The sequence below is a fragment of the Vibrio sp. TRT 1302 genome (assembly GCF_050113875.1).
Classification (GTDB): domain Bacteria; phylum Pseudomonadota; class Gammaproteobacteria; order Enterobacterales; family Vibrionaceae; genus Vibrio.
The window spans coordinates 43319-57631 of record NZ_JBNJOF010000009.1; the positions used below are offsets into that span (position 1 = coordinate 43319).

A 14313-nucleotide genomic window follows, 5' to 3' on the forward strand; every position below is an offset into this window, starting at 1 on the left:
GTACGGGAAGGTTTTGGGCGATTTTTATATCCAAAATAGAGAAGGAGATTGAGAATTGAAAAAGCCATCAAAGGGTACTTCCCCCAAACCGGACAAAGGTAAAAGCACTGGTTCGGATGAAAGTTCTAACAATATTCATAAGATCAGAAAAAGAATTGAAAACATATTGCTAGAACGAGAAGAGAAAAAACTTTGGGATCTATAAGGTAAGAAGATATATGAGAAAACCTGTTAAAAAATCAAGTAAAAAAGCACAGAAAAATAACTTCGAAGAACGATTTGCTGCAATGGTAAAAGAGTATCAAGAAGCAAAAGAAGTTCTAGAGTCTATGACTGAAGGTTCTTCGGAGTATCTCACCCATAAAAAATTATGTGATAAGTTATTTGCAAACGCTGAGCGATATATTAATAAAAATTAATCGCTTGAAATGGGTTGATTGTCTTCTCACTAAGCCTGCGTCTCAGTAGTTCGCAATAGCTAACTTCATCTATGTTTATCTAATCTGGATAATCATTGACTTACTCTTGTCCACAAATCACTTACGCGGCGACAATGTCCTGTGTTCACCTAACAGAGCCGCCATTGTCAGTTAACGTGTCAGTGATTTCTCATTCAGCTACATCCACTAGGCCCTTTAGTTTCTTCAGATATTGCAATATCGTTCAATAACTCTCTGGTGCGATTGGTTACCTTGAACAGGTAATTGAGGAGAACACCATGAATAGTGTATTGATCGCGATGCTCGCTTTTGCCTTTGTTGGAGCCGCCACTCCGGGGCCAGTAAATCTTTTGGCGACGACCACGGCTGTTCAGAGAGGCAGCAGGGAAGCGTTCAAATTGGTCCTCGGCGCGTCTTTGGCTTACGCGCTGGTCGTGTTTTTGTCTGGCAGTGTGATGCACCTTCTAGTCGAGGTTATGCCAGTACTGGAAGTCGGACTGCGTTGGGCGGGAAGCGTTTTTTTGTTGTATCTTGCCTATCAGATATTTACTGCACCTGTGAGTGATTTGACTTGCGCTGAGTCGAGTAGCTCTGGCTGGTGGCTTGGGGCCGTTACCCAAATTCTCAACCCCAAAGCGTGGCTGGTTGCGATGTCTGGCGTCAGTTTATATGTCGTCGGTCAGGTAGATCAGCAGCAGTGGCTATGGAAGTTTACTACCGTCTCTTTAGTGTGCTGTTTAGCTGGTGTAGGACTGTGGGCTCTGACCGGCAGTGCTTTTGCTCGCTATTTATCTCAACCTAACAGACAACGCGTTTTTAATCGTACTATGGCGATTATTCTAGGCGCATCTGTTAGCATGATCTGGTATTAGGAGCGCAAAGGAGCTGCGCATGAAGATAGATAAAAGTGCCAACTTCAAACAGAGCACGGTATTACCTTGGATTGAGCTACGTATCGCTAACCAAAGCACCGCCTGTTATGAAGCGCATTCTCATGATGAGTTTTCATTTGGCATCATTCAGCAAGGGCGTGCGGATTATCGTAATCATCGAACAACTCACCACATTGGTAAAGGTGACATTGTGACCATCAATCCAGCCGATGTTCACTCGTGCAATCCCGAAGCCGGCACCTGGTCCTACAGTATGTTGTTTGTTGATAGCAAACAGATGGGAAAGGTTCAGCAAGAGATCCTAGGACATCACCGGAGTGGTTACAGCGATGATTATGCTCCTTTTTGTCATCCACTTGAGCGTGACTCTCGTATTAAGCTAAGCTACTTAGCCCTATTTAATGACCTGCAACGAGAAGCGAGTCAGCTTCAGGTTGAGTCGCGTCTGTATGATTTCGTTGAAACAGCATTTGGTGCAAGCCTAATCCACAATAAGCAATCACCCTCACTACAGCTAAAACGTGTTCAAGAGAAGTTACTTGATGATGTTTCTTATGCACATCAGTTGGAGCAGTTGGCTCAAGAAGCACAGATGAGTCGATACCAGTTACTAAGAGCCTTCAAACATCATTATGGCTTGCCACCACACGCTTATCTGATGGATGAGAAGATCAAACGCGCCAAGGTGATGCTTAAGTCTGGGCAAGAGATTGCGGACGTCGCTTTAGAGCTTGGCTTCTCCGATCAAGCCCATTTCCAACGCCAGTTTAAGAAGAAGATAGCGGTCACGCCGAAGTTCTACCAGTCGCATTTTGTCGATTGAGTGCTGGTGGAGAAAAACTGGGTATTAATCGCGATATGGGAATTTGCCAGCGCAGGTTGTTTAGAGGTATCAATCGGTTATAGTTGGCTTATGTTGGTTTTAGTCAGTTCAATAAATAGCCAGTAAAGTTGACAGCGTCGTCTTGATCAAAGAAAATTAAGGCGTCTGTAGGACTCACTGATATGAAGTTAGACCAAGCAGACACGAGAGTGACCATTTAACCGAAAGGGCATCGATAATGGCGATAAAGAGTAGTACATTTGGGCGACTAGAGCTTTCAGGTGAAGATGCTAAGCAATTTGCAAAGCAGGTTCGCGAAGCAAAAGTTAACCCACATGCAAAGAAAGCGCTAGCACGTGGTCGTGAAGCCTTAGCTAAAATGCGCGCTGCGCAAGCATAGTAGTTCCCAGTCATATGGGAACTACTAACTATTCGATTCGAAAACTTTCCCCTTCAGATAACTGCAAAAAGTTTCGTTCTGGCGATCAAGCCTTCGCTCCTTTAAAGACCTTCCTACAAAAACAAGCTTGTAACTTTCAAGAGTCAATGATTGGCATTAGTTATGTCTGCATTGAGCGTAATGATAACAATGAAGAGACAGGCAAAGTATTAGCCTATATGACGTTGACAAGCAGTGAGATAGACCTTGGCGATGCGTATGCTGTAGATGACTGCCCAAAGGCTAACCGATACGCCACTCTACCCGCGTTAAAAATCACGCGTTTAGCGGTCGATGCTAACCAGCGCGGAAGCGGCCTTGGTTCTGTATTGGTTGATATGGCGATCGCGATTGCTTTGGATGAAATTGCTCCGGCGATAGGTTGTCGCTTTTTGATTGCAGATGTGAAGACAGAAGCGGTCGATTTCTATTACAAGAATGGTTTCAACTTTCTAGATACACCAGAGAATCATGCAACCGAACACCCTGCGATGTTTATCGACCTTAAGACCTTAGAAGAATTCTGAGTAAATCAACGGATAAAAGAACAAGTCCCGACACTGGATTTTTCCAGTGTCGAGAAGAATCTAAATTGATTTCGATATCAAATCTGCTTTAAGCAATCCACCCTTAGTTAATAGCTTCGGAGAGAAGTTAGGGTTACGGCGTTGTTTATATGCAGCTAGTATTTTTTGAAGCCCACTAGCCTCCAATAGAGAGATGTTGATTTCAGTATCCATATCTGCCGCATCAATAAAGTCTTCTGAGAATTCTGGCGCAACGATTAACACTTGGGCAACTCGGTGACCATTAGTTTCACAGCGTTTAACATACGCTTTAACTTGTCTCGATGTGGTGGAATATTTAGCAAACTGTCCATTTTTAAATGATTTAGCTTCACCGACTATAACGTCATCATTTTCTAGAGAAACAATAATATCGGCTTTATCTTTCGCTGTATTAATGTCCTTGCGCAGATCTTCATCTACGTTCATTCCTAGCTGTTCTAGTATTGAACGAGTAGTTTCTTCAAACTTAATTCCGATATCACTTTCTTTAATGTCTATTCCTACGGCGTGTAAACCCTGTAAGTCGCGGCACGCCAGTAAATGGTAGTTCTCAATTAGTTTGTCATTTGCGCTGGCGAAACTATCGATAATTTGGCTACGAGGGTTACCTCTTCTTGGAAGGCCCATATCATTCCTAATCGTTTTTATCTCGTCGTTGCTATATAGGTACAGGATATCTAGTGGAGTGATGCTAAGAGCCTTCAATCTTTCAGGATCTAAGGTCTCTTTGTTTTCTATTTCAAAATCGGCTCTAATGCGTTCTTCGACATTTGGATCTGCCTGCGCTAGTGACTCTAGTAGCTCTTTATAACCGCTTACACTTAAGGCATTAAATTCATCTTCTTCCGAAGTTTTGAGATAATCGATCAACACATCAATTCTATCTTGCAGACGGGTGCCGATTCGAGAGATATCTAAATCCATATCTTCAATTAGCTGCTTGATACGTTCTTTTCTCTGATTCTGGGTGGCGTCATCATTGTGTATATCAGTCATCAGAATGTTCTTAATAGATAGGCCTGAATGGGCAATCGTAGAGATTTTTTCCTGTCTCTCAATACCTCTTGTCCTGTATCCATGGTGCTTGAGAATATTGGATAATTCCGCGTCAGAAAGAGACCTCAGAATTCTAAGTACAAACTTATCGTGAATTTCTTTACCGAGCACTTCATGAAGAATTTCTACAACTTCGTCTGCCACTAAAATTTCTGAACGACTACGGTTTATCAAGATGATTCCGTTTTCCCTCAAATACTCAAGAGCCCCTTCAATTCCGAGTTCAGGTATAGGGTCTACAGAATGTTCAATGGCATTAACTTCTTCTCTTGAAAGTCCTAAACGTTGTGATAGCACATTGAGTACACCACGTTCGTCTTCAGATATCTTTGCGGTTCTATTAGCTTTGAGATCATTATTGAAGGCTGTATGCATACAGGCTCTATAGATATCAAGACGAGTTAGTCGGTTATAATCACTAGATTCATGTTCTTCAATTTCTTTGATTAAAGAACAGCTCAAAGCATCAATCTCAGAGTATTCTTTTGCATATAAGCTTTCAATCCAAGGAATGGTGGCAATACAGTTTCCATCGCGTGCAAGAATGTTTATAAGCAAAGACGCTTGCGGTCCTCCAATAGCTACTTGCTCAATAATATGTTTCTTAAAATGCTCCTTCACGAGACTGAAAAGCTGATTGATTTCATTACCAGAAGCAGCTTTTAGCTGACCATCAATCTTGTCTAGCTGCTTCGCTAGCTCAGGATCTGTCTTGTTATCTTGGCATAATTTATCGATACAGTTTATGAACTTTGAACGTTCTACTTGGTTGGTGTGATTCAATACTTGATTCAGTTTCATAACTGAGAAGCCCTATAAAAAATACGGAAATAGTCATTGAATAATAACTCTGAGTATTTTTCTTACGCACCAATTGATATGAAACTGTTAACCATGTCACTGATGGAATATGAAAACTAGTAACTCTATCCCAAACTCCCCAAAGTCCAGACTTGGCGCACTGCCTTTTTTGGCTTTGTCTACAATAATTTACATGTATATCATATAGGCGGTTACTACCATGATCGGAAAGATACTGTAGGTGGTGCTAAACGATGTGCGGTCAATGACTAGAAAGTGTTTGATGTAAGCTATAACGAGACTTGGGAGTGAGTGAAACGAACATGTTCCAAGTGGGAAAGCGACTCATATATTGCGGCACATGTTCACCATTCACTTTATGATGTTCAGCTAAATCCTCTCGAAAACTAGCAATGAAAAAGTGGCGACAACTGTCAGTTAACCTCGGTTTTTGTCGGTTATTCTCAGTTAATCGCCACTCTTTAGTTAAGTTAGTTTGTAATTAAATCAATTAGTTATGCTACTTCAGCCTCATCTGCGATAAATCCACCCGTCTGATGAGCCCATAGCTGGGCGTAGATACCGCCATTTTCAACTAGCTCTTGGTGGGTGCCTTGTTCAACGATTTCGCCTTTATCCAACACGATTAAGCGATCCATTGCAGCGATGGTCGATAGTCGGTGAGCAATCGCAATTACAGTTTTGCCTTGCATAAGCTCGTTAAGGCTTTCTTGGATTGCCGCTTCTACTTCAGAGTCCAGAGCAGAGGTGGCTTCATCAAGGATAAGCAGCGGCGCATCTTTGAGTAGCACGCGAGAGATTGCGATACGCTGGCGTTGGCCACCCGAAAGTTTGACGCCTCGCTCACCCACTTGAGCATCGTAGCCCGTGTTACCAAACGGGTCACTGAGCGCTTGAATAAACTCATCTGCATGGGCTTGTTTAGTTGCTTTGAGCAAGTCTTCTTCTGATGCGTCAGGGTTGCCATACAAGATGTTATCGCGAATCGAACGGTGTAGCAGGGACGTATCTTGCGTCACCATACCAATCTTGCTGCGTAGGGAATCTTGAGTGACGTCTGAGATCACCTGACCGTCAATTTTAATCTTGCCGCTTTCAACATCGTGGAAGCGCAATAGCAAGTTGACCAAGGTGGATTTGCCCGCGCCCGAGCGACCCACTAGGCCCACTTTTTCACCCGGCTTGATATTGAGATTTAAGTGGCTAATGACCCCTTTCTTTTTATCGCCGTAATGAAAACTGACGTCCTCAAATTCAATACCGCCTTGCTTCACTTCCAACGGCAGAGCGTTTGGCTTATCTTGGATATCAATTGGTTTCGCCATGGTTTTCATGCCGTCTACTACCGTACCCATGTTTTCGAACAGCGCACCGACTTCCCACATGATCCACATCGACATACCGTTGATACGCAGAGCGAGGGCGATCGCAATCGCGATAGCGCCGATACTGATTGAGTTGTCCATCCATAGATAGATCGATAGGGCACCAATTGAGAACACTAAGATGTAGTTGGTAATTTCAACCGCGACATCAAAGCCAGTGACCAGTCTCATTTGGCGATAAACAGTGTCAAGGAACCCCTTCATGCCTTTTTCAGCATATTCAGTTTCTCTTTTGCTGTGTGAAAACAGCTTAACAGTAGCGATGTTGGTGTAACTGTCTACGATACGCCCCGTCATTGTAGAACGGGCATCTGCTTGCTCCGACGCGACTTGCTTTAGCTTTGGTACAAAATAAATTTGGATGCAGATGTAGCATGCTAGCCAGATCACCATTGGGATCATCAGACGCCAGTCAGCTTGAGCGAGTAAGACGACGATCGAGGTAAAGTAGACCGAAACGTAGACGAACACATCCATCGACTTCATTACCGTTTCTCGCACAGCAAGAGAGGTCTGCATGACTTTCGTTGCAACACGACCAGCAAAGTCATCTTGATAGAAGTTGAGACTCTGTTTGAGCAGATAACGGTGGGTGAGCCAACGAATCGACATTGGGTAGTTACCCAGTAACGTCTGGTGTACCAAAAGTGAGTAACAGACAACGAGAATAGGCATCACTACCAGAAGCAACATTCCGTAGAAAATGAGCGCGCTCTGGTTGTCTTGCCAAAATGTCTCTGGGTTACTGTTTGACAGCCAGTCAACCAGATTACCCATCGCGCCAAACAGGGATACTTCGACGATCGCAACAATGGTTGACATGATCGACATGATAATCAGCGGGATTTCAAACCCTCGAGTATAGTGACGGCAAAAGGCAAAGATGCCCGTTGGCGGCTGATCAGGCTCCTGTTGTGGGAAAGGCTGAGTAAAGCCTTCGAACTTCTTAAACATATGTATTTCCTAAACACGCAAATAAAGCAGAAGAGATGCCGTAAGGCACGAGCGTTCGTCCATAAATAGGAAGGGTTCGGTTATGGTATACCCTCGTTCTGTGAAATGTAACCAGTTTATTATTCTTTCCCTTGCATAATATTCATCGACCTCTGGATGAGTTTTGTTCTGGCAGTAACTTTAACTGCCATGCTTGTATGTCTCAGTTAAAATTGCTGAAATGAGTGAATAATAACAGGTCAATTCAGTAATCTTTCGTTTAACAATATGTCTACAATTGGCGTTAGTGAGTGAGATTAATTGAGTTTGTCACAATGTTGAAACAGCAAGCCATACTAAAAACTAAACCATCTTCAGTACAGAACGCTAACTGCGTGGTCATGGTTCCACCTAAAGAATTTGCGTTTAATGCTGAAACGGCAAAAGACAATGAATTCCAGCATAAAGTGTCGGAATCGACCAGTCAGGTTCGTGAAAAAGCAATGCAAGAGTTCACGACTATGGTCGATACGTTGCGCAAAGCGGGTGTGCAGGTTGTGGTATTTGATTATCCGCTCGGTGGTGTCGAAACACCTGATGCGGTGTTCCCAAACAATTGGTTTAGTACCACCGCAGACGGGACGCTTTACACGTTTCCTATGGCTTGTAAAAACCGTCAGCAAGAAGTTAAGACTGATGCTTTGGTTGAAGCGTTAGAATTCGCGGGTCGCCCAGTTTTAGGTCAGGATAGCCTGACTTCTTACCTAGCTCATGATGCTCATTTAGAGAGCACAGGTGTTATGGTTAAAGATCATGTTAATAAAACCGTCTATGCGGCGCTATCTCAACGTTGTGATCGCGAAGTTCTTGAAGACTACGCACAACGTATCGGTTATGAGCGTGTGGTATCTTTCCAAACCGCACTGCCTTCTGGTAAGCCTATTTATCATACCAATGTGATGATGGCGATCGGTGAGAGCTTCTGTGTCGTTTGTGATGAAGTTATCCCTGAATTTGAGCGTCGTTTTGTGATTAAGTCGCTGGCGAAAGATAAGCAGGTGATTTCGATTTCGATTGATCAGATGAACCAGTTCTGTGGCAACATTCTTCAGTTAGAAACGGTCAACGGTGAAAAAGTGATTGCGATGTCTCAGTCTGCATACGATGCATTTTCTCCGGCGCAACGTGCCCAGTTATCGAGCCATGGTAAGCTGCTGCCATTCAACGTAAAGACGATTGAAAACATTGGTGGTGGTAGCGTTCGCTGTATGTTGGGTGAAGTGTTTTTACCAAGCCGTACCCATCAGCTTTGAGCTGAGAACAGCAAATGAAACAGACAAAATCGACGCTTTAGGGCGTCGATTTTTAGTTTGTTAGGCGGATGAATGTGCTTCGGAAACGGAGTGTTCGTACTACTGGTAGTATTTTTCAAGATAGTCGCGTAATACGTCAATATCGACAGGGACGATACCGACTTTATCAGGCCCTTTAGCCACTAACCCTTCGCTGATCAGTTCATGGATAATACGTGTATACGCTCTTTCGGTGCAGCCAAAGCGTTGTGCTTCCTGATACATATAGGTATGACCGGATGAACGGGCGCTGTTACTGTATCGACTGACTAGATCTTTGATGATGTTAAATTTAAGTGGATACAGCGAACGCTCTATCGCAATATGCATAGTATTGAGATAGATGTTGGACATTCTATGTGTCATCCAAAATGCGACACTGCCGTCAGAAATCAGCAGTTCAGCAAACTTATCCCGTGGGATCACGATCAGTTGTGCATCTGTAGTGGCGATGACGCTGAATGGGCTGGGCGCATCGGAGAAAAACTCCATCTCACCAAAAAAGTTATCTTCAATGTAATAGTCACCCAAACTGAGTGTTTTGCCATTTTCAGCGGTGTGAAGAACAGAAAATTGTGCCGCCTTTGACCAATAGACATCATTAACTTCGCTATGCTGACGTATGATGTGGTCGCCTTTTTGCACTTGAATAGTTCGGTATTGTTCATCTTTCACTAACTGACGGATTTTGTTCAGTCCATCACTTAAAATCTTGTTCTTATCCATAGTGAATTTTCGTTATTCAACAAAGTGTTGAATGATTTAGCCTCTGACCGGACAATTGTCGTGTTACTTATGTTAGATAATCATATAACATGAATTTTATTGTAATCAAAAACAAAGGATAAAGTGTGTGAATCACGATTATTGCTATAGTTGCAATAGTGCGTTGTTTTACCTCTTTATCGTATAAGCAGTGAAAGTTAGGACTGAACCCGATGAACTATTTTGATCTCCCGAAAATTGATCTCCATTGCCACCTTGATGGTAGCCTTCGCCCACAAACGGTAATTGATTTAGCTGCCGAGCAGAACATCGAGCTGCCAAGCACGGATGCGGATGTCATCAAAGAGATGATGGTTGCTCCAGAGACTTGTCCCAACCTGCAAGAGTACTTAGACCGTTTTGCACTTCCAATTAAAGTGATGCAAACAGCCGAAGGCATTGAGCGTATTTCGTTTGAACTGTTCGAAGATGCTGCAAAAGAGAACGTAAAATACTTAGAAGTGCGTTTTGCGCCACACCTTCACATCCAAAATGGTCTTAGCCATGAGCAGATTATTGAAAGTGCTGTGAAAGGTATGAAGCGTGCGGAAGCTCTGTATGACATCAAAGGTAACTACATTTTGTCTGCGGTTAAGTTCCTACCTTCAGACACAATCCCTCCAGTACTGGATGCGGGTGAAAAGTTCTTGGGTAATGGTGTTGTCGCGTTTGACTTGGCTGGCAGTGAGTTGGACAACTTTGCGCACGATTATGTGACTTACACCCAATATGCTCGTGACAAAGGCTACCGCATTACTATTCACGCGGGCGAGCAGGGCTGCGGTCAGAACGTTTATGATGCCATTGAATTGCTAGGCGCTGAACGTATCGGTCACGGTGTTGCTATTAAAGACCATGCTGAAGCTTACCAACGCGTTAAGCAAGATTCAGTGGGTCTGGAAGCGTGTCCAAGCAGTAATGTGCAAACGAAAGCGATCTCTGAGCTTAAGCTTCACCCGCTGAAAGATTTCCACAAAGACGGCCTACCAGTAACGATCAATACTGATAACCGCACGGTTTCTAATACCACTATGACTCAAGAAGTCGAAAAAGTGATGGAACTGTTTGAGTTAACGGCAGAAGACTATGCGCAAATCTACCGTGCAAGTGTTGAGCAGTGTTTTGCTAGCGAAGAAGTGAAACAGAAGCTGATGCAGTACATCTAAACGCTAAGGCTGAAAAATTAAAATGAAAACCGCCCCACATAGGGCGGTTTTTTGCTTTTAGATGATTAGAACTTCACTTGGTAGTTTAAGGTGAATGTACGGCCGCGACCTTTGTACTGATAGAGGGCATCGCTGCCTGCGTACCAGTATTGAGCACGTTGACTCCACGTTGTGTAGTAGTCTTCGTTAAATAAGTTCTTGATCCCGAAGCCAAGGCTACCCACTGGAAGCTGATAAGCGCCACTAAAGTCAACCACTGTGTAACCGTCGAGTTCACGCTGATCAGCATCTTTGTAATCAAACATCGTCAGGCTTTGTAGCTTCAAGCTGTAGTCATTGTCATACCAGCCAACCCAAGCTCCCGCTTTGGAGGTACTTGCTTCCATCACTTGGTGATCTTCCCATCCTGCATCGGTTTTGGTTTGTGTTACGACATAGTGGCCAGACAAACCAAGTTGCAGCATGTCTGTTGCCCAGTAGCTTACTTGAGCTTCTGCACCGTAGACACGTTTAGGATCGGCCAATCCAGAGATCGAGAAATCATCTTCGTACTGAACTGTTGCGCTAGAGTGTGAGTAGTAAATCGCCGATTGCAGTGACAGATTATCTAGGTCATTGCGATAACCGATTTCGTAGCTGTCTGTTTTGATCCCTTCGAGTTTAGATGCCGCGACATCTTGCGTTGCACTCTTGCCATAGTAGCGATACAGCTGAGGGATATCGAAACCTTGAGAGAAGTTAGCCCAAACTTGAGATGTTGGATCTAAGTGATAAATCGTCCCAAGATTGAAAAGACCTTCAGCGTAGTCGGTTGAACCACCAGGAACAAACGTCGAGCTTGGTTTAGCTTGGAAATCGGCAACATCAATGTCCATGTATTGGTAACGGTAGCCCGTTTGAACAGACCAGTCATCGGTAATTTGGTACTCCGCTTGAATAAAGCCCGCGAGAGATTGGCTGTCAATACCAGGGTAACGGCCTTGGATTTCATTGATCACATGAACTAGACCGCCAGTCGCCTCGGTCGTCGCCTGATCGTAGACGGCTTTATCGCTATCGAATTTATCTATGTAACCATCAACACCGTAGGTCAACGTTAATGAGCCAAATGATTTATTCAGCGCCGCTTTCATCGCCAAAATATCGGTGGTCTGGCGAGAAGAGTTGGTTGAGAGTGTGCTCTTACCGTCGGATGTGTACGGCATGAACATATGGTCTTCGGTTCGGTAGGAAAGCTCAGCAATCAGCTGGTGGCTCAAGAAACTGTTATTGGTGTATGCTGCACTGAGCATTACACGCTCCGTCCCCTGCTGACGCTCTGCTGAGTAACCTTCTCTAACATCGACAAACTGAAACTTGCCGCTACCGTCTTTTTCAAAGTAGAGGCCGTAAGGCGTATCTTGCTGGCTATCGTAGTATTGCGCCAACAGATTTAGCTGCTGACCAGGTGCAAGATTAATTTGCAGGTTGCCTAATAGATCGATGGTTTCGTTGAACTGCGTTGAGCCTTGCGTAATGTCAGGGGTAACGATTTTCCCATCAGCATCAAAGTAACCCTGAGTTTTGGTGTACGCGACCGACGCTCGACCTTGAACTTTTTCATTTCCACCTGCGATTGATTGCGCCAGTTTGTAGTCAAAATCTTCGCTTGATGAGAAGCCGGAAGTACCGCTGACAAAGGTTTCAAACTCAACTTCGTTACCTGAGGCTTTTTTAGTCACGATATTGATGACACCACCTGCCGAGCCCGCTCCGTAAATCGACGTTGCGCCAGATAGTACTTCGATGCGTTCGATGTTGAATGGATCAATGGAGTCCAACTGACGGCTGAGTGAGCGGACAGACTGAAGCGATACGCCATCGATCATCACCATCAGGCTTCGACCACGCAGATTTTGCCCCGAGTGAGTACGGCCACCGCTGCTTACATCTAGCGAGGGAATAGTGGCAGCTAAAATCTCATCGAGGCTCTTACCACCACGGTACTCCTGCTCGATGGTCTCTGAATCGATATACCAGACCGTGCCTGGAATATCGCTGATGGCTTTTGGTAGATGACTTGATACCACGACCATCTTCTCATCGCTGGTGTATTCTTGGGCTTGAGCTGCAAATACCGTAGTCGCAGCAGCAACAGCAATCGCGACACTAGATAGTGGAAAACTTCCTTTTTTAACGTTCATTTTTTTCTCTATGTTTATGTATAGGCGCGACAAGACGGTATGCCTTGTTCAACGGCCTTAGTTTCTTGCTTTGATAAATAGGCCTTGATCTCCGAAAAGAGACCAAGCGCCTAAATGGATCAGATCATCGATGCCTTGCTAAGAGAGGTCGGGCTAAGCCAATCGATCATCCCGCGGCCGGAATCGGTCTCAAACAGTGTGTCGCCAGCCAGACTATTGATGATCCTTGCGCTTCTCCAAGCCATCAGACTGAGCTGCGGTTCAGCAATCCCGTGGCTGTGCATGCCTGCATTTACAGCAAAGATTTTGTTGTTGTGCTGACCTTCCCATTTCAGTTCGAAATCGGCACTCATCTGATAGCGGTTATCTTCATCCATATCGAGTAGGGGCAATATGTCGCGCAAACAGGCTGGATAGGGCGCTTCAAAACCGGTCGCGAGGATGACAATATCCGCATGATGTGTTTCAAGGTTTTGCCCCAGAGCGTTGTTCGCGGCTAACCTGAATCCATCAGACTCGTTGCTAATGTGAGTCAAGGTGCGATGAGGCAGTAGCCTTACCCATTTTTCTTCTTTCAGGACGTCGAAGCGGTGGTAAAGCTCTTGATAAATAGTCAGTAGCGCTTTTTGAGTAATGCCGTCAGAGGTGAGTTTCTGATTGGCAATCTCTTTGTGTTTTACTGCTGGAGAGAGGTTGATAAATGCATCCACATAATCTGGAGCGAAGAACTCATTGGTAAACGACGCCTCATCAAGTGGCTGATAGTTTGACCGACGCGATAACCAGTCTAAAGATTTAGGCTTACCCCATTTATGTTGCAGTGTGTTGATGAAGATATCGGCGCCGCTTTGTCCTCCGCCAATGATCATCACACGCTTATTGGTAAAATCTCGTTGGCGAAGACCGATTTCAGCAGCATGGAAAACGCGTTCACCGATATGCGCTTTGGCACAGTCAGGAATAAAAGGCACTTTACCTGTACCAATACACAAGTTGTCAGCCTGATAAACACCTTGATTGGTATGGAGATGGAAGGTTTTGCCCGTGTATTTGACTTGCTCAACGCGAGTGGAGAATTGAACGTTGTCCATTTGATGTGCCGCCCATGCCAAATAGTCCGAGAACTCATGGCGACTGATGCACTGGAGCTCGGCTGACAAAAAGCGATAGAACTTCTTGTTTTTGACCAGATATGAGAGGAATGAGTAGCGGTTTTCTGGGCTGATCGCTGTCACTAAATCTTTGAGAAACATGGTTTGCATGTTGGTGTTATCGAGTAACAATCCTGGATGCCACGCAAAGGTATCTCTGCTTTCGAAGAAGCGCGACGTTATTTGAGGTTTTTCAGTCAATAGAGCAGCAATACTGAGGTTAAACGGCCCAACACCGACACCTGCTAGATCGAGTTTGACGTTGTGAGTGTGTTCCATGATCACAATCCTTTTCTTGGTTTACTTTATGCGGCTTAACTTGCCGTTATATATTGT

At 44.4% G+C, this 14313-nt stretch carries 12 protein-coding genes; 7 read left to right on the plus strand and 5 right to left on the minus strand.

What is annotated here, in order from left to right:
- Positions 1-218 precede the first annotated feature (218 nt).
- The 5 genes from ACQEXP_RS12440 (at position 219) to ACQEXP_RS12460 (ending at position 3122) form a co-directional block, all read left to right on the plus strand.
- Complete coding sequence (locus ACQEXP_RS12440) at positions 219-419, plus strand: hypothetical protein (protein WP_138971672.1); 201 nt, start codon at positions 219-221, stop codon at positions 417-419.
- Between the two features lie 299 nt (positions 420-718).
- Entirely contained in the window at positions 719-1312 is a 594-nt protein-coding gene (locus ACQEXP_RS12445; protein WP_426970202.1) for a LysE family translocator, read from the plus strand.
- A 19-nt stretch (positions 1313-1331) separates the two neighbouring features.
- A complete protein-coding gene (locus ACQEXP_RS12450; RefSeq protein ID WP_426970204.1) occupies positions 1332-2156 on the plus strand; it encodes a helix-turn-helix domain-containing protein in 825 nt (274 codons plus the stop codon).
- 238 nt (positions 2157-2394) lie between these two features.
- Positions 2395-2556, plus strand: coding sequence for a hypothetical protein (locus tag ACQEXP_RS12455; protein ID WP_167489421.1), 162 nt, complete (start codon positions 2395-2397; stop codon positions 2554-2556).
- 14 nt (positions 2557-2570) lie between these two features.
- Positions 2571-3122, plus strand: a complete 552-nt coding sequence (locus ACQEXP_RS12460) for a GNAT family N-acetyltransferase (protein ID WP_426970206.1) — start codon at positions 2571-2573, stop codon at positions 3120-3122.
- A gap of 60 nt (positions 3123-3182) precedes the next feature.
- Here ACQEXP_RS12460 and ACQEXP_RS12465 read toward each other — a convergent pair whose 3' ends face one another.
- Both ACQEXP_RS12465 and ACQEXP_RS12470 read right to left on the minus strand, forming a co-directional pair.
- The gene (locus ACQEXP_RS12465; protein ID WP_426970207.1) at positions 3183-5021 is read right to left on the minus strand and encodes a hypothetical protein; all 1839 of its coding nucleotides are present in this window, start codon (positions 5019-5021) and stop codon (positions 3183-3185) included.
- 515 nt (positions 5022-5536) lie between these two features.
- Complete coding sequence (locus ACQEXP_RS12470; protein WP_426970208.1) at positions 5537-7381, minus strand: ABC transporter ATP-binding protein; 1845 nt, start codon at positions 7379-7381, stop codon at positions 5537-5539.
- 314 nt (positions 7382-7695) lie between these two features.
- Between ACQEXP_RS12470 and ACQEXP_RS12475 the strand changes: the two genes are divergently transcribed.
- Positions 7696-8673, plus strand: a complete 978-nt coding sequence (locus ACQEXP_RS12475) for an arginine deiminase-related protein (RefSeq protein WP_426970209.1) — start codon at positions 7696-7698, stop codon at positions 8671-8673.
- A 99-nt stretch (positions 8674-8772) separates the two neighbouring features.
- Here ACQEXP_RS12475 and ACQEXP_RS12480 read toward each other — a convergent pair whose 3' ends face one another.
- A complete protein-coding gene (locus ACQEXP_RS12480; RefSeq protein ID WP_426970210.1) occupies positions 8773-9438 on the minus strand; it encodes a Crp/Fnr family transcriptional regulator in 666 nt (221 codons plus the stop codon).
- 212 nt (positions 9439-9650) lie between these two features.
- On the opposite strand from ACQEXP_RS12480, the gene add reads away from it, so the two are divergent.
- A complete protein-coding gene (gene add / locus ACQEXP_RS12485; protein WP_269375837.1) occupies positions 9651-10643 on the plus strand; it encodes an adenosine deaminase in 993 nt (330 codons plus the stop codon).
- Positions 10644-10708: 65 nt separating this feature from the next.
- On the opposite strand, the gene ACQEXP_RS12490 is transcribed toward add, so the two are convergent.
- Positions 10709-12826 (minus strand): TonB-dependent receptor, encoded by a 2118-nt coding sequence (locus tag ACQEXP_RS12490; RefSeq protein ID WP_426970211.1) that lies wholly within the window; start codon positions 12824-12826, stop codon positions 10709-10711.
- 119 nt (positions 12827-12945) lie between these two features.
- Positions 12946-14256 (minus strand): lysine N(6)-hydroxylase/L-ornithine N(5)-oxygenase family protein, encoded by a 1311-nt coding sequence (locus ACQEXP_RS12495; RefSeq protein WP_426970213.1) that lies wholly within the window; start codon positions 14254-14256, stop codon positions 12946-12948.
- Positions 14257-14313: the final 57 nt, after the last annotated feature.

Coding starts and splice junctions, on each gene's coding strand:
- ACQEXP_RS12440 (WP_138971672.1), top strand. CDS start 219: ATGAGAAAACCTGTTAAAAAATCAAGTAAAAAAGCACAGAAAAATAAC.
- ACQEXP_RS12445 (WP_426970202.1), top strand. CDS start 719: ATGAATAGTGTATTGATCGCGATGCTCGCTTTTGCCTTTGTTGGAGCC.
- ACQEXP_RS12450 (WP_426970204.1), top strand. CDS start 1,332: ATGAAGATAGATAAAAGTGCCAACTTCAAACAGAGCACGGTATTACCT.
- ACQEXP_RS12455 (WP_167489421.1), top strand. CDS start 2,395: ATGGCGATAAAGAGTAGTACATTTGGGCGACTAGAGCTTTCAGGTGAA.
- ACQEXP_RS12460 (WP_426970206.1), top strand. CDS start 2,571: ATGGGAACTACTAACTATTCGATTCGAAAACTTTCCCCTTCAGATAAC.
- ACQEXP_RS12465 (WP_426970207.1), bottom strand. CDS start 5,021: ATGAAACTGAATCAAGTATTGAATCACACCAACCAAGTAGAACGTTCA.
- ACQEXP_RS12470 (WP_426970208.1), bottom strand. CDS start 7,381: ATGTTTAAGAAGTTCGAAGGCTTTACTCAGCCTTTCCCACAACAGGAG.
- ACQEXP_RS12475 (WP_426970209.1), top strand. CDS start 7,696: ATGTTGAAACAGCAAGCCATACTAAAAACTAAACCATCTTCAGTACAG.
- ACQEXP_RS12480 (WP_426970210.1), bottom strand. CDS start 9,438: ATGGATAAGAACAAGATTTTAAGTGATGGACTGAACAAAATCCGTCAG.
- add (WP_269375837.1), top strand. CDS start 9,651: ATGAACTATTTTGATCTCCCGAAAATTGATCTCCATTGCCACCTTGAT.
- ACQEXP_RS12490 (WP_426970211.1), bottom strand. CDS start 12,826: ATGAACGTTAAAAAAGGAAGTTTTCCACTATCTAGTGTCGCGATTGCT.
- ACQEXP_RS12495 (WP_426970213.1), bottom strand. CDS start 14,256: ATGGAACACACTCACAACGTCAAACTCGATCTAGCAGGTGTCGGTGTT.